Source organism: Colwellia sp. 20A7, assembly GCF_009832865.1.
GTDB lineage: Bacteria > Pseudomonadota > Gammaproteobacteria > Enterobacterales > Alteromonadaceae > Colwellia.
In genome coordinates this window covers 2,780,443-2,805,157 of sequence record NZ_CP047130.1, presented here as the reverse complement: position 1 = coordinate 2,805,157, position 24,715 = coordinate 2,780,443, and the positions used below count along the sequence as shown (strand labels likewise).

Annotated in this window: 21 protein-coding genes and 1 pseudogene; 15 read left to right on the top strand and 7 right to left on the bottom strand. The window is 35.0% G+C overall.

What is annotated here, in order from left to right; all coding sequences use genetic code 11:
- Positions 1-10 precede the first annotated feature (10 nt).
- The gene (locus GQS55_RS12165) at positions 11-475 is read right to left on the bottom strand and encodes a DUF3627 domain-containing protein (RefSeq protein WP_159820773.1); all 465 of its coding nucleotides are present in this window, start codon (positions 473-475) and stop codon (positions 11-13) included.
- 291 nt (positions 476-766) lie between these two features.
- Between GQS55_RS12165 and GQS55_RS12160 the strand changes: the two genes are divergently transcribed.
- From GQS55_RS12160 to GQS55_RS12125, 8 genes are all read left to right on the top strand, one after another.
- Positions 767-1,792 carry a DUF21 domain-containing protein gene (locus GQS55_RS12160; protein ID WP_159820772.1) on the top strand — a complete coding sequence of 342 codons (1,026 nt, stop codon included), beginning with the start codon at positions 767-769 and terminating at the stop codon, positions 1,790-1,792.
- 194 nt (positions 1,793-1,986) lie between these two features.
- Entirely contained in the window at positions 1,987-2,634 is a 648-nt protein-coding gene (gene tmk, locus GQS55_RS12155) for a dTMP kinase (RefSeq protein WP_159820771.1), read from the top strand.
- A 1-nt stretch (position 2,635) separates the two neighbouring features.
- On the top strand, positions 2,636-3,598 hold the full coding sequence (locus GQS55_RS12150) for a DNA polymerase III subunit (RefSeq protein WP_159820770.1): 963 nt from the start codon (positions 2,636-2,638) through the stop codon (positions 3,596-3,598).
- 10 nt (positions 3,599-3,608) lie between these two features.
- Positions 3,609-3,935: a PilZ domain-containing protein gene (locus tag GQS55_RS12145; RefSeq protein WP_159820769.1), complete on the top strand. Its 327-nt coding sequence runs from the start codon at positions 3,609-3,611 to the stop codon at positions 3,933-3,935.
- A gap of 106 nt (positions 3,936-4,041) precedes the next feature.
- On the top strand, positions 4,042-4,809 hold the full coding sequence (locus GQS55_RS12140) for a TatD family hydrolase (RefSeq protein WP_159820768.1): 768 nt from the start codon (positions 4,042-4,044) through the stop codon (positions 4,807-4,809).
- A 108-nt stretch (positions 4,810-4,917) separates the two neighbouring features.
- The gene (locus GQS55_RS12135) at positions 4,918-5,523 is read left to right on the top strand and encodes a DUF1294 domain-containing protein (RefSeq protein ID WP_159820767.1); all 606 of its coding nucleotides are present in this window, start codon (positions 4,918-4,920) and stop codon (positions 5,521-5,523) included.
- 412 nt (positions 5,524-5,935) lie between these two features.
- Entirely contained in the window at positions 5,936-6,955 is a 1,020-nt protein-coding gene (locus GQS55_RS12130; RefSeq protein WP_159820766.1) for an NAD(P)/FAD-dependent oxidoreductase, read from the top strand.
- A 299-nt stretch (positions 6,956-7,254) separates the two neighbouring features.
- Positions 7,255-7,710 (top strand): hypothetical protein, encoded by a 456-nt coding sequence (locus GQS55_RS12125; RefSeq protein WP_159820765.1) that lies wholly within the window; start codon positions 7,255-7,257, stop codon positions 7,708-7,710.
- A 20-nt stretch (positions 7,711-7,730) separates the two neighbouring features.
- Here the strand turns inward: GQS55_RS12125 and GQS55_RS12120 are convergent, their stop codons facing one another.
- On the bottom strand, positions 7,731-8,384 hold the full coding sequence (locus GQS55_RS12120; RefSeq protein WP_159820764.1) for a hypothetical protein: 654 nt from the start codon (positions 8,382-8,384) through the stop codon (positions 7,731-7,733).
- A 296-nt stretch (positions 8,385-8,680) separates the two neighbouring features.
- Here GQS55_RS12120 and GQS55_RS12115 point away from each other — a divergent pair, with 296 nt between their 5' ends.
- Positions 8,681-12,058, top strand: coding sequence for an nSTAND1 domain-containing NTPase (locus GQS55_RS12115; protein WP_159820763.1), 3,378 nt, complete (start codon positions 8,681-8,683; stop codon positions 12,056-12,058).
- A gap of 276 nt (positions 12,059-12,334) precedes the next feature.
- On the opposite strand, the gene GQS55_RS12110 is transcribed toward GQS55_RS12115, so the two are convergent.
- On the bottom strand, positions 12,335-13,036 hold the full coding sequence (locus GQS55_RS12110) for a PEP-CTERM sorting domain-containing protein (RefSeq protein WP_236559630.1): 702 nt from the start codon (positions 13,034-13,036) through the stop codon (positions 12,335-12,337).
- 238 nt (positions 13,037-13,274) lie between these two features.
- On the opposite strand from GQS55_RS12110, the gene GQS55_RS12105 reads away from it, so the two are divergent.
- Positions 13,275-13,847, top strand: a complete 573-nt coding sequence (locus tag GQS55_RS12105) for a DNA-J related domain-containing protein (protein WP_159820762.1) — start codon at positions 13,275-13,277, stop codon at positions 13,845-13,847.
- Positions 13,848-14,156: 309 nt separating this feature from the next.
- Here GQS55_RS12105 and GQS55_RS12100 read toward each other — a convergent pair whose 3' ends face one another.
- Positions 14,157-15,953 (bottom strand): DUF885 domain-containing protein, encoded by a 1,797-nt coding sequence (locus tag GQS55_RS12100; protein WP_159820761.1) that lies wholly within the window; start codon positions 15,951-15,953, stop codon positions 14,157-14,159.
- A gap of 411 nt (positions 15,954-16,364) precedes the next feature.
- Here GQS55_RS12100 and GQS55_RS12095 point away from each other — a divergent pair, with 411 nt between their 5' ends.
- Positions 16,365-17,870 carry an FAD-dependent oxidoreductase gene (locus tag GQS55_RS12095; RefSeq protein ID WP_159820760.1) on the top strand — a complete coding sequence of 502 codons (1,506 nt, stop codon included), beginning with the start codon at positions 16,365-16,367 and terminating at the stop codon, positions 17,868-17,870.
- A gap of 126 nt (positions 17,871-17,996) precedes the next feature.
- Here GQS55_RS12095 and GQS55_RS12090 read toward each other — a convergent pair whose 3' ends face one another.
- Both GQS55_RS12090 and GQS55_RS12085 read right to left on the bottom strand, forming a co-directional pair.
- The gene (locus tag GQS55_RS12090; protein ID WP_159820759.1) at positions 17,997-18,677 is read right to left on the bottom strand and encodes a phosphoglycolate phosphatase; all 681 of its coding nucleotides are present in this window, start codon (positions 18,675-18,677) and stop codon (positions 17,997-17,999) included.
- Positions 18,678-18,829: 152 nt separating this feature from the next.
- Positions 18,830-19,996, bottom strand: coding sequence for a GGDEF domain-containing protein (locus GQS55_RS12085; RefSeq protein ID WP_236559629.1), 1,167 nt, complete (start codon positions 19,994-19,996; stop codon positions 18,830-18,832).
- A gap of 265 nt (positions 19,997-20,261) precedes the next feature.
- On the opposite strand from GQS55_RS12085, the gene GQS55_RS12080 reads away from it, so the two are divergent.
- From GQS55_RS12080 to GQS55_RS12065, 4 genes and pseudogenes are all read left to right on the top strand, one after another.
- Positions 20,262-20,411 (top strand): hypothetical protein, encoded by a 150-nt coding sequence (locus GQS55_RS12080; RefSeq protein WP_159820757.1) that lies wholly within the window; start codon positions 20,262-20,264, stop codon positions 20,409-20,411.
- A 152-nt stretch (positions 20,412-20,563) separates the two neighbouring features.
- Positions 20,564-20,755 (top strand): annotated as a pseudogene (locus tag GQS55_RS12075) (EAL domain-containing protein); the annotation flags it as partial.
- A gap of 202 nt (positions 20,756-20,957) precedes the next feature.
- Positions 20,958-21,485, top strand: coding sequence for a hypothetical protein (locus GQS55_RS12070; RefSeq protein WP_159820755.1), 528 nt, complete (start codon positions 20,958-20,960; stop codon positions 21,483-21,485).
- Between the two features lie 267 nt (positions 21,486-21,752).
- Positions 21,753-23,033, top strand: coding sequence for a cystathionine gamma-synthase family protein (locus GQS55_RS12065; protein WP_159820754.1), 1,281 nt, complete (start codon positions 21,753-21,755; stop codon positions 23,031-23,033).
- Positions 23,034-23,136: 103 nt separating this feature from the next.
- On the opposite strand, the gene GQS55_RS12060 is transcribed toward GQS55_RS12065, so the two are convergent.
- A complete protein-coding gene (locus GQS55_RS12060; RefSeq protein WP_159820753.1) occupies positions 23,137-24,486 on the bottom strand; it encodes a hypothetical protein in 1,350 nt (449 codons plus the stop codon).
- Positions 24,487-24,715: the final 229 nt, after the last annotated feature.

Here is a 24,715-nt window from a genome sequence, read left to right as displayed (position 1 = left end):
AGTTCACTCATTAGATAGTAATTTTAAAAAATAAATCGCCAAAGCCCCAGATAAAAGTACCTGTCATTAACAAAGAAACCTCTAAAATTCCTAGTTGATATCTAACATTGTCTTTAATCACTTCAATCTTATCGTCAAAATCATCTTTAATGGTATCCATTTCTTTGTTGATATATTCATCAGTAGCTTTGATTTTTTTTAGTTTTGCTTTTGCACGAGATATTACAATTCGATGTTGAATTTTTACTTTTTTAATCAAGACTCTTTCAGCAATGATAGCGCCAATACTTGACCATACACCTAATAAAACAATCAAACATCCACTTCTAGTTAACCATTCGCCATTTAGAAAGTGAACCTTTGATAAGTAATAGCCCATAAATAGGAATGTTAAAGAAAGTAACCAAATCATGATTGGTTGTCGCTTTCTTATATTAACGACTTTGTTTTGATATATAGTTTTTGGATCGTTCAAGCTTTTCTTCTTTTGTAAGTTATAGGTAACCGTTATTTAAATAAAAATGATAAGCCTGATAGAAATAATAACTATCGTTTTCGGCAAGTGATGTTATAGGAACAAGTAAAAGTATGTTTATTATGAACACGCTTACCATTACTTATTGCTATGTAATATGATGCTAAAGTAAATATACAACATTATAAGCAATATATAGTAGTAAATAACAAATGATTAGTTGTGATCTAAACAGGTTCAGTTAATATTTCGCCTTAATATATGCTTTAAAATTAATCTTAGGGATCCGATATGTCAACTGACATTCTTACTTGGTGTGCTATCGCAATTTGTATCACACACTCAGCTGTTTTCTCAGGCCTAAATCTTGCGTTTTTCTCGATCAGTCGGCTTCATTTAGAAGTTGAAGTTAAAAAAGGTAACAAAGCAGCTCAAAAAGTTTTAAAGCTTAGAGATGATTCAAATTTTCTTTTATCTACCATTTTATGGGGTAATGTTGGTATTAATGTTTTATTAACTATGTTGTCAGATTCGGTATTAACTGGCGTTAGTGCTTTTTTATTTTCAACTATCGCAATTACCATTATTGGTGAAATTACTCCACAAGCATACTTTTCACGTAATGCATTAAAAATGGGCAGTATTTTAGCGCCAGTTATTCGTTTTTATCAGTTTGTTTTTTATCCTGTCGCTAAACCTACTGCACTTATTCTTGACGCATGGTTAGGAAAAGAAGGCATAACCTACTTAGAAGAAAGTGAACTTAGGAATATCATTCGTCAGCATATAACAGCCGAAGAAGCCGATCTTAACCAAGTAGAAGGGATAGGCGCATTAAACTTTTTTGCTTTAGATGAAATACACGTAACGGAAGAAGGTGAAATTATTGATCCTAAATCAATTATCGCTTTACCAACTAAGTTAGATTTGCCCATGATACCGCTAATAAAGCAAAGTCCAGATGATCCTTTTCTTATGCAAGTTAACGAAACAAATCATAGTTGGGTAATTCTCACTAATTTAGAAGGTTATCCATTATTAATATTAGATGCCGATGGTTTATCAAGGGCTGCACTGTATCAAACAGAAAACTTTGACCCTTATAACTATTGCCATCGTCCAGTTGTTATCACCGATGAAACAACCCCATTAAATGAAGCAATGTTGCAAATGAAAGTAAATAGATCGACCGATAAAAACTTTGATGGCGTTATAGATTATGATGTTTTACTCATTTGGGGCAAAACTAAACGCATTATCACTGGGGCTGATATTTTTGGTCTATTGCTTAAAGGTATGCTACCGAGCACTAAGTAGCCAAGTTCATAATTTATTAAATTGCTGAGTGTGAATATAGCGACCCGTTGTTTGTATTTACTCAGTGAATTTGAGAAAATACAGCGAATAAAGGTTACTGTAACCAATTTAAGTCAACAAGATAGGTATTCAATAGGAACTATTCATTTTGAATATATTCCTTGAATGTTCTAGTTGAAACATAGAGAAATTATATGAAAAAAGGTTTTATGGTTGTTTTTGATGGTAGTAATGGCGCAGGTAAAACTACCGTTATACAAAGCATTGAAAAATACCTCATTTCAAAGGGTGTTGATGTTTTACTTACCAGAGAGCCCGGAGGAACACCGATAGGTGAAAAAATTAGAGACGTTATTTTAGATCCTAAAACACCTGAAATGTCTTTCATGACCGAATTAATGCTATTTGGTGCTGGTCGTGCACAGCATATTCAAGAAAAAATAATACCGGCGTTATCGGCAGGCAAAGTTGTTATATCTGATCGATTCGATGCGGCTACGTTTAGCTTTCAGCATTATGCGAGAGGCATTGATATTGATACTATTACCAAAATAAATGATTTAGCATTAAATGGTTTTAGTCCTCATATGAATATTATTTTAGACTTAGACCCTGCTGAAGGCTTGAAAAGAGTGCAGAGTCGCGGAGAGGGGCTTGACCGCTTAGAAGATGAAAAGGCTGACTTTTTAATTCGTGCTCGCAATGGTTATTTAAAGCAAGCAGAGCAATCACCAGAAAAATTTGAAGTGGTTGATGCGGCTCAATCAAAAGAAAAAGTATTATCAGATGTAATCAACATCATTGATGTTTTGCTTAGTCAGCAACAAGAAAAGCACTCTTAATATGAAACCATGGCTACTTTCTCACCAACAAATTTTTAGCAATCAGTTCCGTCGTAATATTTTGCCTCATGCTATTTTAATTAATGGTGTTACCGGCTCAGGTAAACTTGAATTTGCGCAGTGGTTATTGCACTTACTAAGCTGTAAGCAACCGCAAACGGTTAATCAAACCGAGGTGTTAGTTAGTTGTGGCCAATGTAAATCATGTTTATTATTAAAAAGCAAAACATACCCCGATCACCTGGCGCTTATTGCAGAAAAAACTAGTTTAGGGGTAGATGACGTTCGTAATGCTAATCGCTTTTTACAACAAACAGCTCACTTAGGTAAATTCAAAACAGTTTTAATTGAACACGCAGAAACAATGACACAAGCTGCAGCAAATGCATTGTTAAAAACCCTCGAAGAGCCCAGTGATAATAGCGTTATCATTTTATTAACGAATGACATTGAAATGCTGCTACCAACCATTATTAGTCGATGTAGAGTTATTAATATTAGACCGAAAGTGGGGCAAGCTTTACTGCAAAGTATGTCAGAGCAAGGAGTTAGTATTGACGCTAATACTGAACTGAACAGTCCATTTATCAATTTAACTCAGTTACCAGAGTTAACAAATACGGTTATTAATGATGCTTTTCAACAGTTCAAAACATGTTATGTAAATTTTCTTGATGGGCAGAAAGTAGAACCTCAATTACTTGCACAGCTACAAAGTAATGAACATGGTTTGCGTTGGTTAGAGCAAATTACTGTCAATTTATATCGTGATCAGTTCATTCTTACGACCGAGCCTTCGAATAAATTAACATTAGACCCTGAAGTTTTGAATAACCTCTACAAAGTCATCATAAATGGGTGTAAAGTAATAAAATCATATACTCAAGCAAACAAACAGTTTGTTTATGAAAAACTTATCATGGCGATAAGTGACGTGCTTGAGCAAGCGAAAGTTAACGAGTAGGATATCGATTTTGATCCCAATTAATATTGAATTTCAATCAGAACACGATTTATATATTTCTTATATGCCCTTTTTAAAAGAAGGTGGTTTGTTTGTTCGTACCGTAGAGCCTTATGATTTAGGTGCAGAGGTTGAGCTAAATATATTATTACCTGACTCTTTAGAGCCTTCATTAATTACCGGTGAAGTGTGCTGGTTAACACCTACAGGAGCACAAAACGGAACACCTGCAGGAATTGGGGTAAGTTTTAGGGATGATCCTGACAAAGTACGTTTTCAAATTGAAAAAGCAATTGCGCGACAGTTAAGTTCGTCAGAAGTTACATTAACCATGTAATAGCATAATTTTATCAATTTGTTACTAAGCCCTTTAGTTATTCTTAGGGCTTTTTTTTTAGTAAGTTACACCAACCTAATCAATTTAGTATTATTGGAGTTTTCCATTGTTTATAGATTCACATTGCCATTTAGACCGTTTAAATTTATCGCTTCATGGTGACAGTTTAGCGAATGTAGTACAGGCAGCAAAAGATGTAAAAGTAGATAAGCTTTTGTGTGTTAGTGTTACGTTGAAAGACTTTCCTGCCATGGCTGAACAAACTAAAGGCTTTGATAATGTAATGCTTACGTGTGGTATGCACCCATTAAATCAAGAAGATGAAGTCAATATTGATGAGTTACGCACCTTAGCCAGCGATCCTGCTGTTATTGCGGTGGGTGAAACAGGGTTAGACTATCATTACGCGCCAGAAACTAAAGCGGTACAACTAGACTCGTTTAAAAAACATATCATTGTTGCTAAAGAGCTGAATAAACCTTTAATTATTCACACACGGGCTGCTCAGCAAGATACCTTAGATTTATTACGTTCTGAAAATGCAGCAGAAGTTGGCGGTATTTTACATTGTTTTACAGAGTCTTGGGATATGGCTAAGCAAGCAATTGAACTAGGTTTTTATATTTCATTCTCCGGCATTGTTACATTTAAAAATGCGAATGAGCTAAGAGAAGTTGCTAAACTTGTGCCTGATGATAGATTTTTGATTGAAACGGATTCACCATACCTTGCCCCTGTGCCACATCGAGGTAAAGAGAATCAACCCGCGTATGTAGTAGAAGTCGCTAAACACTTAGCAAGTATTCGTGGTCAATCGGTTGAAACTATTGCTAAATTATCAACCGATAACTTTAATCGCCTTTTTAAGCTATAACTTATAAAAACCAATTTTCGAAGACCTTTTTTAAAATGAAAAGCTCTTTATTAATTATCAAACGCTGGTAAATTATCGAATAGTGTAGCGGTTAATAAGGAGCTGAGCATGCGCTCAAAAGGTAAGCTAATTAAATGGAATGAAGATAAGGCTTTTGGTTTTATCGCGCCTAATGGCGGTGGTAAACAGGTTTTTATTCATAAAAAGGCGTTAATCAATCGACATCGAACACCTCAAATAAATGATGTTATTACCTTTTCTTTATCAAAAGATAAGCAAGGGCGAACTTGTGCAGATCAAGCGACATTTTCGGGTGAAAAAGTAAAGATAAAAACAGCCAAAAAAATGAATCGGTTTTCAATTTATTTGTCGATTGTTTTTATTACCTCGATCATAATATTTTATCTGCTTGAATACTTTCCTCAGAAGCTTATATTCCTATATGTAGGTGCTAGTGCTATTACCTTTTTAGCTTATGCATCAGATAAGTCAAAAGCAAAGCGCAGAGTTTGGCGAACACCAGAAAACTCTTTACATATGCTAGCCTTGATTGGTGGTTGGCCAGGAGCCGCTATAGCACAGCAGGTATTAAGGCATAAATCTCAAAAGAAAGAATTTAGAAGGATTTTTTGGCTGACAGTATTTGTAAATTTAGCTGTATTAGTGTGGTTTTTTACACCAAAAGGGCAGACGTTGTTAAAAATTATTGGCTAAAAGTATGAGTGAAATCATGAATGTAAACGTGTAAACAGATTAACGTACTGTTTTTAAATTTAGGTGAAGCTAAAGCTATCAACCCTAACATTAAAATAGCTAGGGGCAAATGCTTTGAAACGTCAACAGTTCTGTTCGCTAAGTTTTATATCTTAAAGAAAAATCACTTTATTCACATTTTAATTTCAAAAATATTTTACCAAAATACTGGATATCTTTCGCTATAAACAATGAAGATACTTGGGTTATACAATAATGGGCTTCATGATATAGTTTATGGAGTTAGTGAGGCTGATCTTATGAAATACTTTACTACATCGAAATAATTTAGAGATAGCTTAAATAAAAATTTACCGCCTTGTCCTTGCTTAGTTTAACTTTTAAAGATTCGTAGATATTAGGAATACTCAATATGGAAAACTTAAAGACAGATGTTGTTATTATTGGTGCCGGCCCTGTAGGAATATTTCAAATATTTGAATTAGGTTTACAAGGTCTGAAAGCTATTGTTGTTGATAGCGTTCCTGAAATAGGAGGCCAGTGTTCACAACTTTACCCAGACAAACCTATTTATGATATTCCCGCTATTCCTGTCGCTTCCGCGCAGTCGATAATTGAGGCGTTAGAAAAGCAAGCCTCACCATTTAACCCAGAATATTTGTTATCTCAAAAGGTCATAGAGATACATAAAGAAAGAGATGATTTGTTTTTTGTTAAAACGGATAGAGATGTTTTAATCGAATGTAGAGCAGTAATTATTGCTGCAGGCAGTGGTGCTTTTGAACCTGTTCGTTTAAAAATCAAGGGTATTGAGGCATTTGAAGATCGCCAACTTTTTTATAAAGTAAAAGACAAAAATTTATTTAAAGATAAAAATGTTGTGGTATTAGGGGGTGGTGATAGTGCATTTGATTGGGCACTGACATTACAACCTATTGCACAAAGTGTTTTGATGATTCATAGAAGTACTAACTTTAGAGCCTCAGAAGCGAGTATTAATAAAATGGAACAGCTATGTGCAAATTATGAAATGCAATTCTTATGCGGACAAGTGGTTGATTATAAAAAAGAGGGAGACTCACTAAGTAAGCTTATAATTCAATCTTCAGGTATAAAAAGAACCGTTGATGTTGATTCTTTACTTGTTATGTTTGGTTTATCACCCAAAATTGGCCCCATAGCTGACTGGAATCTTGAAATGAACCGTCATCAAATTTGTGTAGATACGGAAAAGTTTCAAACGTCTATTACGGGTATATATGCTGTCGGCGATATAAATTATTATCCAGGCAAAAGAAATCTAATTTTAAGTGGCTTTCATGAATCAGCATTAGCCGCTTTTGCTATTAAGCAGTCAATGGATACTACAAAACGTGTTGCGACACTGTATACAACCACAAGCCCTATTTTACAAAAATTGCTTAACTCTTAAAGTAAGTGTCGTGACATATTTTTTTAAGATTAAGATTAAGATTAAGATTGATAGTTACTTCAATATTTAACATGGTATTGTAAATTCAGCCATAACCATCAAAAGCGATACGGCTTATACCATTTCTATTAAGTTTGTGATCTTGTTGTGCGAAGGAAAAATAGATCAAGGTAAGGCGCTTGATTGAGCAATAGCTGGCTATTGTGATTGAAAGCAACACAACTTTGGCTTATTTTAACCAGCACAAGTGGGCAATAATTTAATAGCATTGGTATTATTATACATTTAAGGAAAATAAAATGAGATTCCATCAATTAAAAGACATATATCAGCACGTAACGGAAATAAACCAAGAATTAAATGACTTATATGTTTATTTTTTAGAAAACACAAAGGATGAACGAACGCGTATTTTTCTTCATTACATTATTGAAAAGCAAACCGAAAATATTCTTGATATCAAAAGGTTAATTAGCGATGAAGCTATTGGTGTTCTCAGTACGTGGATTGATGAAGATATTGAACACAAGGTATCAGAAAGCATTATCAGTTTTAAAGAAAACTCGGATGTTAACATTACTACTGTGCTAGATGTAACGACACAAATAAGGCTTGAGCTAAACGACTGGTTGAACATTATCAAGGCGCTAATGCCAAGTGAAACAGTGAAAACGCACCTTGAAAATTTAATCGAACTCCAATCGGCAAAGGCTCAACAAATTATACATGCAGCTAATCGCATGGATGATATTTAAATAAATACTGCTTTGATAAATCAGTGTAAGCGGGCAACCTGAGAGTCAGCTTGTAATACCAACTTAATTCCATAAATAATCATCTGCTCAGGTTTTTCTGGCTCCATAAACGAAGAGTTGATGATGAGTTTATTGTCATAACCTTGCCAGTTTATAGATGATATTTGGCTTGAATTTATAGGTAATATAAAAGAACGATGGCGTTTTAATGAATAGAGCTTTGCTTTATTTCGAGAATTTACATGCGATAAATATTGAATCCATTCACTATTTGGCGACCATTGCACACTAAATTTATTTTCTTGGATATCAATAAGATTGTTTTCAATTAATTTACTCGCATTGTGTTCAATGGTATAGACCCATAAATTTCGATCATTTTCGGTAAAGGTTAGATATTTGTTGTTTGCAGACCAAGTAATATTCTTCAGCTTTGTCGCTCTTGGTATAAGGTGTTCAGCAACGAGTTCATTTTGCTGATTATAAATAGTTAAATAGGTGGTATTATTTTTCTCATTAAAAAAAGCTTTTTGAGAAAAGTCATTATTCCAAACATCAACCAAGTTTTTATTATTAACGTTTGTGTTAACTTTTATATTAAAGTTGTTAGCATTAGTTACCGTACCCATCAATAAAAAAACAGATATTAATAGTAAACCAAATATAGTTTTCATTGTCTTTCTCCTTTATGGATTTGTTATTTGTTAATTTATACTTCCTGTGCATTTGAACTATTATTACTAATTATTATGTAAAAGTACTTACGGTTTCCTTACCAAATTGTAATAAAGCCAATATAGAGAATCTTACGATTTCCTTACCATGACGATCGGTATTAAAGTCATTGCTTATCAATGGCTTATGTTTTTTATTGAGTTTTCATTTTTTATGTAATGTTTATGGTAAAGGCGTTGTTGATACTATAAGCTTTATATCAATCGATAAGGCTTATTAAGTTACGGGTACAAAAATGGCAAGCAAAGATCATTTGAATACAACCGATAAACAATACTCTTTTACCTTAGGTGAATGGGCCGTGGATAGCGGTTCAAATCAACTCATTAGTAAAGACAATAGTTTTACCATTGAACCAAAAATGATGGATGTACTCATTTATCTATGTCAAAACGCGGGTCAAACTATCAGCGCAGAGCAATTGTTAATCGCTTGTTGGTCGGGTACTTTCTATGGCGATGCTCCTGTCCAAAAATGTATTGCGGGCCTAAGAAAAAAGTTGGGTTGTAATGCAAAACAGCCGATATATATTGAAACTATATATCGACGCGGTTATCGAATTATTAGTGATGTTGTTTTTAAAAATGAAGCATCACACTTTGCTCCACGACAGAGTCTTGCACAATGGACCCATGGTTCACCATATATGGGTTTGAATACGTTTGATGAAAGTCATACGCCTATCTACTTTGGCAGAACAAAAGCGATTGCTGAAGTTATTCAAAGTTTAAAGCATTGTATTGAACGCCGTTGTCATTTTTTATTATTATTAGGGAAAAGTGGTAGTGGTAAATCGTCATTGATTCGAGCAGGGGTATTACCTTATTTAAACAGCGAAACTGGCTTTTCTCAATTGCGTGTTAAACAACATCATATTATAACGCCCAATCAAAGTATTCATGAATCACCTACGGCTACAATTATTAATGCTTTAAGTACTTTATCTCTATTAAAGCCTGATATTGAATTGACGACTTTTATAAAGGAAGTAGAACAAACACCACTCAAACTAACGTCAGGATTATATACAGCAAATCTCGTTCAAAACGACCTCGTAAACACTGGTGAATTAACAGAAAACATTGACGGTCCAAATAAGGTAAAAAATTACCAATTATTGGTTATTGATCAGTTTGAACAATTTTTACTGGATGATAATTTAGATACGCGTTTGAAAGAAAACCTGGTTATTTGTATAAAGCAATTAGCACAATGCGAAAATTTATTATGTATTGCCATGTTACGAAATGATTTTTATGCAGAATGTATCGACGTTAACGGTTTTCCTGATTTAAAAGATAATGGACGTCAATACGACTTACAAGCCGCCAGCCCCATTGAAATTACAAGGATGATACGTAATCCAGCTATAGCCGCAGGCTTAACATTTGAAAAAGATGAAATAAGCGGCGAACAATTGGATGAGATATTACTGGCCGCAGCGGTTAAAAACCACGATGCTCTACCACTGTTAGAGTACACACTTGACTTGCTATACCAGCAACGTAGTAAAGATAACAAATTACTGCTTAGCGTTTATCATGATATGGGGGGAATGGAAGGAGCGATAGCTCAGCAAGCAGAAATCACCTTTAATCTTTTATCACCATCTGCGCAAAAATGCTGGGAGAGCATAATGCACGCTTTAGTCAAAATAGACTACCGTAATAAGCTGAGTATTACGGCACGAAAAGTACCAGTAGCTATTTTTGATGATCCAGCCGAAAAAGAATTTATTCAAAGCTTTCTTAATGCGCACCTTTTCGTAACAATCCTTCAGACATCAACAGGAGAGCAGCGTTACTTTCCTTCAAAAGCTGAAAATGAAAAAACAGATAATGAAGTACAATTTATCACTATTGCTCATGAAGCCTTATTAAAGCATTGGCATCGAATTAGCGAATGGGTTAACGAAAATAGTGAAGCAATTTATAAGCGTGAACAATTGGCAGATGATTGTTTATATTGGTTAGAAAGTAATAAGTCTACTGACACGTTACTCAATTCAAAGCAGAAGATTTTAGACGATATTCAATTAAGTAAGCGCTCTGGCATTCATCTAAATGCTAATGAAATCGAGTTTATTTCCAAATCTAAGCGGCACGAAAACAGAAAGAATAATTTCATCACATTGTTTGTATTAGCCATGGTTGGTTTTAGCTTTTTAACCTGGTATCAATCAAGGCAGGTCGCTTATGAGCGTGATGTCGCTTTATACCAGAGCAAAAAAACCGATGCAATATCCACATTTTTAACTAATATGTTTAAGGAAATCCAACCCCAAAAAGCCAAAGGTAAAGAGGTATTAGTCAAAGATATTTTGGTAAAAGCAAGTGAAAACCTTAATGCTGATAATGCTTTAGCTCAGCATCCTGAAATTGATGCGACTATACAAACGGTCATTGCTGGTATTTATATCGACTTAGGGATATCCGAATCCGCAGAAAAGCATTTAATAAACGCGGCAGCGTTCTATAACAATACTGAATTACCGCAAGGCAAAGAATACTTAAACTTTTTGAGGCAATATATTCTTTTTTACGGTAATAAATTTGAGTTCAAAATTCAATTGCCGTTAATTAAAGAGTCTATCGCACTAAGTAAAACATTGTATGGTGAAGAAAGTCCTATATACCTTGGTTATTTAAGTAATTTAGGTGGTTTTTATCAGGATACGGGATCGCTAGAGAAAGCAAAAAAAATATTTACACAAGTTTATGAAAAACGACAAAAACTTTTTAGTAATAAAAATAAAGAAAGCATTCGTTCATTAAATCAATTGGGCACTATAGCTTACTGGCTAGGGGACTACGAAGAAGCTAAAGAGATGTACACCTTGTGTATTGAAAATAGTCGAGTTCTTTTAGGTGAATATGATCCATTAACATTAGTATGTTCCAGTAGCTTAGGTTCATTATATGAAACTATGGGGCAATATCAATTAGCAGTGCCTATGATTAATGCACATATTCAGCATGCATCAGTGGTCTTTGGAGAACATCATATTACGGTATTAAGATCAATGCATAACCTTGCTGATAGTTACCGTGGTTTAGGTAAAGTAGAAGAGGCTGAACAGTTATTTAGAAAAACACTGCAATTAAGACAAGATATTCTAGGTCAAAGCCATATTGAAACCTTACAAACGCAAATGAAGTTTTCACGTTTATTACGCTTGAATGCAAGCTATGACGAAGCACGACCTTTAATTGAAGATACCGTAAAAAAATTAACCTCTAAATTAGGTATTAAACACCCAACCACGTTAACCGCATCACAAGAGCTTGCTAATCTTTACCTCGATAGGAATCAACTGGATAAAGCTCTCAGTTTATATCAAGAAGGGCTTAACTTTAAGATCGAAGTTTTAGGTGAGCATCATCCTGGACTAAGAGGTCCTTTAATTGGTTTAGCACGGCTCTATTTATTAAAAGGCGACAGTGACAAAGCTGAAACCTATTTAACGCGATGCTTAACAATAATGAGAGAAAACAAAAATATTACGGATGAAGAGCTTATTAAAACATTGAACGCATTCATTATTTATTTTACTCAAACAAGTAATCATGACAAGGAGCTTTTTTATCAAAAAGCGTTAGCATCTTTACAATAATAGCCTTATAAAAAGACCCTGTTTCGTTGTTTTTAGTACGTAATTCATACAGGCTTCTTCTATGGAGCTGGGCAAGTATATGAATCTATATATAAGTTTAGTTTTTACGAAAAAGATTGCTGACAGTATTACTAGTTTTCGGCTAAAAATCACGAGTGAAACATGAATACAGGACGAGACAACTCTTTAAATTAAAGTAAATAAAAAGCACAAAAAAATGGTGCTTTTTATTCTATTCATTTACTTGAATGTAAGCGTGTATAACCGATCAGCTTATTACTTGTTAAATTTACGTGACGCTAAACCCAAGATACCTAATGCGAAAATAGCAAAGGTTGAAGGCTCTGGAACGTTAACAGTCCCATAAACTAAGTTGTCATATCTTACTGAAAAATCATTTCCTTCATATTTAGCATTCAAAAATACTTTGCCAAAATATTGTGTATCTACAACAGTATCAGTATAAAAAACAGTATCGTTTAATGAGTACTCTACACCATTAGAAGTTACTTGAAGTTTAAAGTTATTAAATTCGCCAGTAATAAAGTTAGTTGTAAATGCTTGCCAACCACCATTATCCCAAGCTTGTACTCCGCTTATCCCGCTAAATTCAACAATAGGCCAACCTGTAGTGACATCAGCTGCGTTAAAAGATTCAGCCCACACACCACCATATCGCTCAGTGTTGATCCAAGCCTTATCAATGAAAACATCAATAGATACATAGTTTGATTGACCAACATCAAGATTCATTCCGTGCGTATCATAAAAAGTATTTGTAGGGTGAACTGGCCCTGTTAACGACATAACAAGTTCATTATTTATAATTTCAAATCCGTCAGGCGCTGTACGATCTACAGACCAAGCAGCTAAAGAGTCTCCATCGTTAAATTCATGCGTAATTAAAGATGAATTAGCAAAACTACTTACAGCTAATGCTAAGGTAACAACAGTTGCTTTAAAAAAGTTTATATTCATTTTATTATCCTTTAGTAATTTTTAATGTTCCTTCATAACTTAAGCAGGTTATATACCAAAAATTAAAACTTTTATTTATCAGTTAATTAGTTTCTTAGATGAAGGTAAAAATTAAAAGTGTAAAATAATCTGACATTTATTCAGTCGTATCTAGTAAAGTTGATATAAAGCATAATTAATATAAAGCATAGTGCAATGATAATACATGTCAGAAATTCATTTAAAGGAAGCTAAATTAATGACCAATCCTTTGATTATTCCTATTTTGGAGTATTTAAAAAAACAACATAGCGCATGCTCATTAATTGATTTAGTTAACCTTTGTAAAGATGATCTTATTTCCCTTATTGGTAAAGAAGAAGACCCTCAAGTTATTCTTTTTCAGAAGAATTTTTTTGTTATGAATGCCTTATATCAAATTCAACGTGATATTCAAACGGAAGGTTTCTTACTCACTATTTTTCCATTAGAAATTTGTCTTATTGCTAAGAACGCAGCAAATGAACATAGCTTAACCACACGTGATACTGATTTAGCTCACTATTATCTAGCTTGGTCTAATTTGAAGAACATTACTGCTGACGACGTTAACGCACTCTTTGCAAGCTTTTGGCAAAAGTATCGCGCGGTGGATAAAGTTGATGCGGCGTTGGCTACATTAGGTCTAGAGAAAGGTGTAAATTGGCTGGATATTCGTCAGTCATATAAAAGTAAAGTCACTATGAGCCACCCAGATAAAGGGGGCTGCCCAGAAGATTTTATTGAAATTCGTAAAGCTTATGAAATATTAAGCGTTAGTTATCGAAGTTAACTTTAACTTTGATAATTCTGCAATGATTGAACCTTATGTAACAACAAGGTTGTTAGGGGCATTCTTAAATAGAATTAATGGTTTCCACCTAGCTATTGAATAAATTAATAAAAATTAAGAAGCTTATGTCGAAGCCGTTGATACTTACTTAAAAAATCAGTAAGCTCATTTTTTAATAGTTATCACTCATAAACTGCACAACCGTTGGCTGAGCAGTTTATGATATTTTATTGTTAACATCTGATTTTTCGAATTAAATTTTATCAACGTTAACGTAATAGCATTTAACTTATTTAACCTGAACTCGGCTTACTTATTAGCCGCTATAAATCGGTCAATTTCAGCTTCAACCATGGTAAGTGGTAATGCACCGTTACCTAGTAAAGCATCATGAAAATCAGGAAGGCTAAATTTTGCGCCTAGTGCTTTTTCTGCTTTATTTCTAAGCTTCCAAATAGCAATTTCGCCTAATTTATATGAAAGTGCTTGTCCAGGCCACGATATATAGCGATCTACTTCAGCTCTTACATTCGCTTCAGATAACGAAGTGTTACTCGCAAGGAAGTCGATACCTTGCTGTCTACTCCAACCTTGAGAATGTATGCCTGTATCAATAACCAAACGACAGGCTCGCCACATTTCGTAACTTAAGCGGCCAAAATGATCATATGGCGTGTCGTAAACCCCCATTTCTACACCTAACTTTTCTGAATATAATCCCCAGCCTTCACCATATGCACTAAAATAAAGCCCTAAACGAAATTTAGGTACATTTTTTAGTTCACTTGAAATAGCTGACTGATGATGATGACCTGGTACTGCTTCGTGTAATGTGAGTGCGGTAAGTTCGTATAAAGGGCGTTGATCCAGTTGATAAGTATTTAGCCAGTATGCGCCGCCACGATTGCCACCAATGACAGCACCATTATATGAAGCGGTTGTATAATTAGGCGCTATTTCTTTAGGTACGGGTACTACACCGTAGGGCAAACGTGGTAGCTTTCCAAAGAACTCAGGCATTACATAATCAATACGTTTGGCAACATAAGAAGCTTCTTTCAATAAATCTTTCGCAGATTTAGCATAGAATTGCGGAGCAGTTCGAAGAAATTGAGTAAATTCTTCAAAAGAGCCTTTGAAATTAAGATCCTTGATGATTTGGTCCATTTCTTCTCGAATACGCTTTACTTCGCTAAGCCCTATTTGATGTATTTCTTGTGCCGTAATGTCTGTTAATGTGGTGTAGGTTTTAATTTGATGAGCATAATAGGCTTTGCCATTATTCATTTGCTCTGCGCCAAGCTTTTCAGGCGCTGCTCGTAAGTATTCACCACCAAAAAATTCAGAAAATGTTTCAAACGCCGGTATCGCCGATTTTGCTATTGCTTGTTTGGCGCTTGACCTAAGTTGTGTTTTTGTTTCTTCTGAAAGTGTATTATTCATCTTTAAAAACGGTTTATATAAACTGCTTTTAGTCGGATCTTTATAAATTTGTGCTTTAACAGTAGGAAGGATGCCTTCAATAACTATTTTTGGCAGGGTAAAATTGGTTTCAATGCCGGTGCGCATATTATCGATGTTTTCATTGAAGTATCTTGGTACTTCATTCAATCGAGCGATATAGTCTTGATAGTCTTTAGCATTACTCATGACTAAACCATTACCCATACTAAGAACGGATAGAAAAAAACTACTAAAAGTATTTAGTGGGATACGAGATAAGTTTAATTGATAGCGACTAATAGAGTCTTCAACTACCCATTTTAGTAGCTGGTGATTAATTCTATTTTCTTCGGTAAGTTGCTCAATGTCTATGATAGATAATCGGGTAAGAAACGCCTGTTCTGTGATAAGGCGATTATTGTTATCTTTTGGTGATACACGAGGAAGTAAATGATTATATTCACTTAATCCAGAACGAGTCGCAGATAAAGGACTTTCTTTTAAAGAATAATCCCATCTTTCATTAATTATTTCTGTTAGCTTTTCATTGGCATTTATAGTTATTTGCTCACTAGCAAATGAACAGCTGCTATAAACAAAAAGCCACAGACAGGTAAGCAAACTTCTGGTTTTATAATTTTTAGTTAAGTTATTGTATTTCATTGTTTTCCTAGTTTTTTACAGGTATAAATATTTTAAGGTGGTTAAAGTAATCGAGATTAACAACATTATTTAAGTGTATTTACTATTAACAGATTGTATTGTTTATAGGTAAGTTGATCTACCTACTTGAGTTTTATTTTTATCTGTCGCAATAATATGACCTATTAAGCACAGAACAAAAGGGCGATAAGGTAACGATTAAACAAATGTGATAAGTTCCACCCTTAACAACATTACTGTATAATCTCGCTTAATTTATTAAAGCCTTTGCAAAGATCCTAACTTTGCCATAAAGGTAGTAAAATATTATTCATCACGTTGATATTACTTATTTAAACGATAAGTTAATTTATCGATAAAGCTGCAAGTTCAAGTTGAATTAACTCACTTGATATAACATTACCCGAAAATATGCATAAACCTTTAATTACTCATCAGCCTTTATTAAATTCTACAATTAAAATAGCTATTATTGGCGGCGGCGTTGCAGGATCTACTATTGCATTACGTTTTGCTGAATTAGGTTTAGATACTACCTTGATAGAAAAAGGACCTAGTTTGGTTAACGGCCCTCCTATTTGTCATTTACATGCGGGTGGCAACCTATATCGTGAAATCAGTGATGAGCAGTGTTTGGTTTTATTGCAGCAATCAATTGATACGGTTAAAGTTTACCCTCACAGTGTCAATATTCGCCCCACGGTGATTGCGTTACCTAAAACAGATAATGGTGAGCCAGAAGACTTATTACCCCGTTTAGAAAAGTTACGAGCTAAATATCAGGACTTGGTTAATAAAGACAATCGTAATCAAGTATTGGGCAAACCAGCGGATTATTTTCGCTTTTATTCTCGTGCAGAGCTTGAGGTATTACAGCAAAAAACAATACCAGAAAATGCGATTGATGCGAGTGATTGGTTAATTTCATTTGCGCAAAATGTTGACTTAAATAAACTTAAATTTCCAGTATTGTTAGTACAAGAATATGGCTTGTCAGCATTTCGTTTTGCAGCCATTGCGAGTTTAGCGATAGAGCGTTTACCTAAGTGTCACCTGCAAACAAATAATCAAGTTGTTGGGCTCACTCAACAAACAGATAAACCAGGTTGGCAGGTATCAACAAAGCAACATGGCAGTGATATTGTTCAGCATAAAAATTATGATTATGTCATTAATGCCTGTGGTTTCAAAAGCGGTGAAATTGATGACATGGTAAGTGCCAAACGTAAGCGCATGGTTGAATTTAAAGCCGCTTATGTTGCACATTGGCCGCAATGTCATGGTATATGGCCTGAAATTGTCTTTTATGGTGAGCGGGGAACGCCGCAAGGTATGGCACAATTAACGCCTTACCCAGACGGATATTTTCAATTACATGGCATGACGCAAGACATCACACTTTTTGATCAAGGTTTAGTGGCTAGTTCGGTTAATAGTGCTCAGCCTAAATTAGCCAAACGCTTTATAGAAAAAATTGATAAACAGTGGCCTGAACAATTAATTCAAAACAGAACGCTAGGTTCAATTGAACATATGGCGCAGTTCCTGCCCGAATTTAGCTCAGCGACAGTGGCGGCAAAACCACTTTTTGGGGCACAACAAATCCCTGGCGAAGATGCTAACTTACGGACTGCAGATGTATCTTTTTATGGTCAACATTACGCTCGCGCTGAAATAGTGAAAGCCTCTTCTGCTTTAGATGCCGCCGATGCGATCTTAAAGAATTTTATTGATTGTGGGCTTATTTCTGAGCAATTAATGTATGCAGATGAGAGATTAGTAAAAGCAGGCATAAACTATTTAACAGAACATTACTTTCCTGTTAGCTTGCAGTGCTCTGAAACTGAAGTAACAGAGCGAGCTATAGCGTTAGCACAAGAGCGAGATTATCCGATGGCGTTAGCGAATAATCTATAATCTATATCTATAATTGATTTGGCGATTAGCGTAAGTCAGCTTGTTATTTGAATCTAAGTTTTTATTAGCATGGCGCAATTAACGCAATTAACGCAATTAACGCAATTAACACTTAGCTTATATTGATTAATCAAAAGCTGCTGAAGTGAATTCAGGGAAAGTATCAAAACACCACTGTGGATTATATTGTGCGATATCTTCACCGTAATTATAACCATAAGTAAAACCAACACTGTCTATGTTAGCTGCTTTTGCGGCCAAAATATCATTTTTAGAATCACCAATCATTAAGCACTGGTCTGCGGTAACATTAAGCTGTTTTAAGGCTAATAAAAGTGGTGCAGGGTTAGGTTTTTTTTCTGGTAAGGTGTCGCCACCAATCAATATTTCGAACATATCACCAATACCTAAGCCTGATAATATTGGCTGAATTAACTTTTCAGGTTTATTGGTGATTATCGCTAAACGAAAACCCGCTTTTTTTAAAGTGAGCAAGCCTTCTTTAACACCATGATATAAAACAGAATTGACACATAAATATTGTTGATAATGCATTAAAAAAATAGCTAAAGTATCTTCAACTACTGTGGTATCGAGTTCTTTATCAATATTGGTTGAGCCAGATAACGCACGCTCTATTAATGCTTTAGCGCCATTACCTACCCACTGACGAATAGTATTTTCATCAAATGCCGGTTTATTTAGATCTTTTAAGGTGCTATTAACTGCCAAAGCAATATCGGGTGCGCTGTCGACCAATGTGCCGTCAAGATCGAAAAGTAACACCTGTTTTTGTTTTATACTCATAAAGATCTCGATTCACATTTTTAATTTAATGGTTATTTACACGATTATATCATTTAGGCAGTTAGTCTTCATTGTATCTAGTAAATATAACAGTGTTTGAAAACTTTATGTTAAAGCTCGTATTACAAGAGCCTAAGTAGAAAGTAAGAATGCTACTGACTGACATTATTTCGGCCTTTCTTTTTAGCACGATATAATGCCAAATCAGCATTTTTTAATGCTTGCTCAAAACTTTGTTTTGGCTCTCTTTGTGCTACACCAATTGATACTGCAACATTGACCGTTTTGTTATTATTCTTTTTGGTGTTCCTACTATTTTTATCTGTTCGTTTATCGCTACGAATCACCATGTCGTAATTAGCAATACTTTGACGTAGCTTGTCTAGCTCAGGAATAGCTTGCTCAGCTGTTTTTCTTGGAAAAACAACAGTAAACTCTTCGCCGCCATAGCGATAAATTTTACCACTACTACGCATTTCAGCCATTCTTGTTGCTACCAGTTTTAGCACTTCATCACCAATGTCATGTCCGTAGGTGTCATTAAATTTTTTAAAATGATCAATATCAAGCATAGCCACTGTGTATTTACGTCCCAGTGATAGGGCGAGTTGGTTTAATGCACGACGAGTAGGTAATCCAGTTAAATCATCGCGGTAAGCTAAATAGTACGAGTCAGTACTAACAGCAAGTAAATATAGTGCAGACATCACTATGGCAATAAGTGTCCAAGGCAAAGCAATAATATTTAGCTGATTTAGACACCAAACAATAAAGGTAATCAGTAGCGCTGTGAGTGTTAAATCGTGATTACTTATACTACGCCACACCAATAAAAGACCTATCAAGCCAAGTGGTATGATAATAGGAACGTAAGGTAAAACTGATGTCCATAATGGCGTTTGTGGTATTAAGCTATTTAAACTTTGGCTCAGTTGCAGCCAAAAAAAGGTGATTACGCCACACAAACCAATAAATATAAGCCTACTGACGACATGAACAGATAAAAGTGCGCGATCTTTTATTAAAGCCAATAACACAAATAAACTAGCACCATATAATAGTAGCCATTGTGAATTCATCATTAAAGGTTTAGTGCTGGGGGATGGGGAGTTTGTTGCAATTAAAAATGCTAGCCAAAAACCGCATAAAATAGCAATTCTACTACGATTAAATTGGGTTGCAAAGATAGCAGTAACGATCAGTAATGGATAAACCAAATAGTTGATTAACGTTAATTTACTTTGCCACTGTATTTGAAAGTGAATTAATAATGAGAATAAGCCTGTAACTGCAATTAAACATAAAAATGTAGACTTCATTCCTTTTAACTTAACCAACTGATACTCCAAAACTTCTACTTAAATAAAGTCACCATTGTATTGATATACTAATTGCTTTTCTAGTTTTAGATTCGATAAAAAAAGCACACGCTCTGAAGTCGGTTATTTTAAGGCGAAATAAAAAAGGGGGGCTAGGTTTTGAGATTACTATTAGCTAGACAATTTTACGCATTAGCGCTACTTTTATATAATAAAACCATTTTATATAACAAAAAAATGGGTAGATGCAGATGGATACCGGCATATGAATAAAGAATTATTCACTTTGTATATTGAAAGTGTAGCACTTGATGATTTAAATAAAGGTTTACAGCTAGCTCAGGATAAAGGAGCAAAAAGCTTAATGCTGCTAATTTGTAGCCAAAATGAATACAACGAAAAAGCACTGACGTAATTGTTAACAGGTTGTTCGTTACCCATTTTTGGGGGAATGTACCCTATGATTACTCACCAAACTGCTTTGTATAAACAAGGAGCTTTAATTATAGGTTTTAAAGAGGTTTACAAACGTCACTTTTTTATGACTTAGATCAAGTCAGTGATGAAAGCCTAGCGATTGTGAATATGATTATCAGTTTGGGGAAGGCGCTGAATATGGATGTTTTAGCCGAAGGCGTTGAAACCCTAGAAGAATTGAATTGTTTGAAAAAACTCGGCTGTTATCAATATCAAGGGTACTATTTTAATAAAGCCTTACCTTTTGAAGAGTTCTGCCTGTTATTCGATGCACAAAAATAAGATAACATTAAAGCTAAGCTGCCTTTACTTTAGGAGCAAGTTTTCTCTTTTTGACTGTTCAGGTATTAAGATATTGATATAGCCGATATGCTAGTTAGTATTAATTGGCTAGTTGTTTAATTAAATAACCCCTCTTTACGTTTCTTTACTCAATAAGGAGTATTATATTTATCTAGTCTCCTTTTTATTATGATTACATTATATGAACTTTATTCACGCTAACTTTTTACATGCTACTTCATTAAAAAATACGATTGTCGTTTTTTTAATAACTTTATTTATTTTATCTGGTTGCAGTAGTAAATATGACAATAAGATAACAGAAGTGTTTAGAAGTAATATTGTAGGCGATACAAAAATGTTTTCTTTTTCATTAGTTTTTGTATACAAAACTACGGCACAAGACGATAACAATGACGATAGCAATGAGGTTAAATCACACAAGCAAGCCAAAGAAAGAGGAAAAGGCAAAAGGGGAGATAAAGGCGGCGAACGACCTAATAAACAAGAATTAAAAAGCTCGAATAAAAGTAACAAACGAGACAATCAAATGACCAATGAACTTGAGACTCGCTTAGTTGAAAAACTTGAAGAAAATGGTTATTGCCGAAAAGGATTTTTTGAACTGAAGCGCACACTTAGCAAGTCTATTTACACTATACATGGTGAATGTAATGAGAGCGCAACACCAGCCGATAGAAAAAACTTTATAAATAAGACTGATCGATGAAATTGACATTACTGTTGATAGATTCTAGGTAATAATAGGTAAACTTACTCAGTAAAATTACTAAAAGGAGTGGCTATAAATGAATATACATATCCTTCTTAAAGGCCATAGACACCAATGATTACAAGTACTAAGGTAGATGTCGTTAAATAACATTTAAAATTTTTATCAAATATTTTAAATGAGAAATCAATAGATAGAATAGTGATAAACGCTCTCTATAATACTTGTATCGACAATAGACTTTAGTTAACCGAGAATATGAACATGCCAAATAATTACAAGAAAACCGCAATAGGTGAGCATAAACTGCAACCTGAATCGTTAATGATGGGCTATGGATATGATCCAAAGCTATCGGAAGGTGCAATTAAATGTCCTAATTTTCAAACATCAACGTTTGTATTTGAATCAGCAGAGCAAGGTAAGCATTTATTTGATGTTTCTTCTGGGCGTATCCAACTTAAAGAAGGCGAAAAAGCCGGCTTAGTCTATTCACGATTCAACAACCCAACCGTTGAAATTGCAGAAAATCGTATTGCCATCTGGGATAATGCACAAGATTGTATCGTAACCGGTAGTGGTATGTCAGCTATCTCAACAACACTGTTAGCGCTTTCTAAACCTGGCGATGTCATTGTTTATTCTGAACCTATTTATGGTGGCACAGATACTTTGATCAACGGTATGTTAACGCAAATGAATATTAAAGCGGTCGGTTTTATATCGAGTGAAGGCACTAAAGGGCTGGAAGAAGCATTAAAGACTGCCAGTGAAATGGGGAACATTTCTGTGGTTATGCTTGAAACCCCTGATAACCCAACAAACAATCTTGTTGATTTAGTTAAGTGTCGTCATCTTATTGATGAAATATCTGAAAAACAACTCGTTAGACCGATATTGGCAGTAGATAACACTATGTTAGGGCCCTTATGGCAACAACCGTTAAATCACGGTGCTGATTTATGTCTCTATTCGTTAACCAAGTATGTTGGCGGTCATTCCGATCTTATTGGTGGTAGTTGTTCAGGTAATAAAGAGTTGATCGCCAAAATCAGAAAAATCAGAAATTGCATCGGCACAACCATGGATTCACATACCGCTTGGTTGATATTACGTTCTTTAGAAACATTAAAAATTCGTATGCAAGCATCAGCCATTGGTGCAAAACAAGTGGTTGATTATTTAAATACGCATCAACAAGTAACACGAATTGATTACCCAGGATTATTAACCGAAGGTGATCCACAATATCAAATCTATAAAAAACAATGTACGGGCGCGGGCTCAACTTTTTCTTTTGAAATTAAAGGTGGTGAAAAAGCTGCATTTAACGTATTGAATAAACTAAAATTAGTTAAACTTGCGGTTAGTCTAGGTGGAACTGAAAGCTTAGCGCAGCATCCTGCCGCGATGACTCATTCAGGTGTACCAAAGGCACGTCGAGAATTAATTGGTGTTACCGATGGGTTAATTAGGATATCAATAGGCATTGAAGAGCCTGCTGATATTATTGCCGATTTAGCACAGGCAATGAACGAGTTGTAACAGTTTGATATCCTGTGTTAATTCACGTAGTTTTTAACATAACAAAGAGGTCGGTGATAAATGAATAGTGTTATCATTCTTGAATATCACCGACCCTTTTAATTTACACGCCATACGTCACTAAAAGCAGAACTAAAAGCCCTACGATAGCAAACATAATCACTGTATCAAGAATATCCATGGTGTGATCATTTTGTAGCAACGAGGCTAACGTGTGTAAAGTAGGGAATAAGAAGATCAGTAGTAATATATGTGTTACTGAAAAAGCAATAGGTAAGTCAGGGTGGCCTGAATTAACAAATATCTGATAATAAGCTATTGCGATAAAAGTAAAAGGTACAATCAGAAATAAAACCTGAGCAATACCACCAAAGGCGTTTGCTAAAGCAATACCATATTCTTTTTTACGGTGAGAAGTCCATAAAATAACATACTCACTCATGCCCGCGAACCCAGCCAATATAATAGCGGCTACGACACCGCTAAGACCTAAATCTTCAATAGCCAAGCTTGCAAACACTGCGACTCGTTCACCGCCCAAAAAAGACCCAAGAATACCGAGCGACAACAGGAAAAATATAAAGAGGAAACTATTTTTCTTTACATGTTTAAAAGCTAAATCATGACGTAACTCAACTTCTCCCTCGGTTAATTCAAGCACTGACTGAACTGCTTCCTCCTCTTCTCCTTGATCTCGTACGATTTTGTAAATATAGACAACAAAAATAGCCAATAACAAAATAGCGATGACCAATAAATCAATGCCCTCAAAAGATTTTTTGGGATGCCTATCTAAAGAAAAGGTCAACATTATCAAACCCATGATCAGACCAAGCATACCACCAGCGATAAGAATTTGTGTTCCAGAGTCGGTAATAGGTTTTGGCATAAGAAACTTGCCATGTTGATCTCGAGGTAAAAAATAGGAGTAGATACTGAACACCAACGCATTGTTGTAAATAGTCACCATGGCGACTAAAAACGCCATTAGAGGGTCCACCATAACAAGAAAGGCGATCACCACAAGCTCTGGCAGTGTAGAAAGTATCTCTGCAGCCGTACCCGCGATGTAATGTGTCCAACGCATCCTCGCAGCGAATTGTTCCGTTGCTTTCACCAGTACCTGACATGCCACCTGAACAATTAATAATCCCACAACAAGGCTAAAAAAAGCATCTAGATAACCCGGTAATTTTACACCGAAGTTAGGAAGCAGAAACAAAACCAACCAAAGAGAATACCCTATTAACATGCGATACGCCCAGCCGGGGGCTTTATACTTTAAAGGTTTTGGCGGCTGGCCAAGATGTAAGATCGACAACCGACTCGAATCAATACCTGCTTTGAGCAAACTGCGATGTACTTCAGGTTCGGCGCCCGGTAAACCAGCAATGACTTCAGGTCTCGCTTGCACTTGATTATCATGTGTCGCATTGAGGGTATCTTGTTCCACTGTGGATCCTTAAAATTTATTATCGCGCTAGCTGTTATGTTTTTCGAAGATCAAAATCATGCTATTACAGTAAATTACTAAACGCCTTATGTCTAAATAACAAGCCAACAACAAGCAAAGAAGTGTTTGCTAACATTTAAAGCACTAAATCAGTAAGTTTTTTATTTAATTATAGTAATTGTTGTAATGAGTATATAAGTAATGAATGCGCAAGAAAAAAGTATATTCT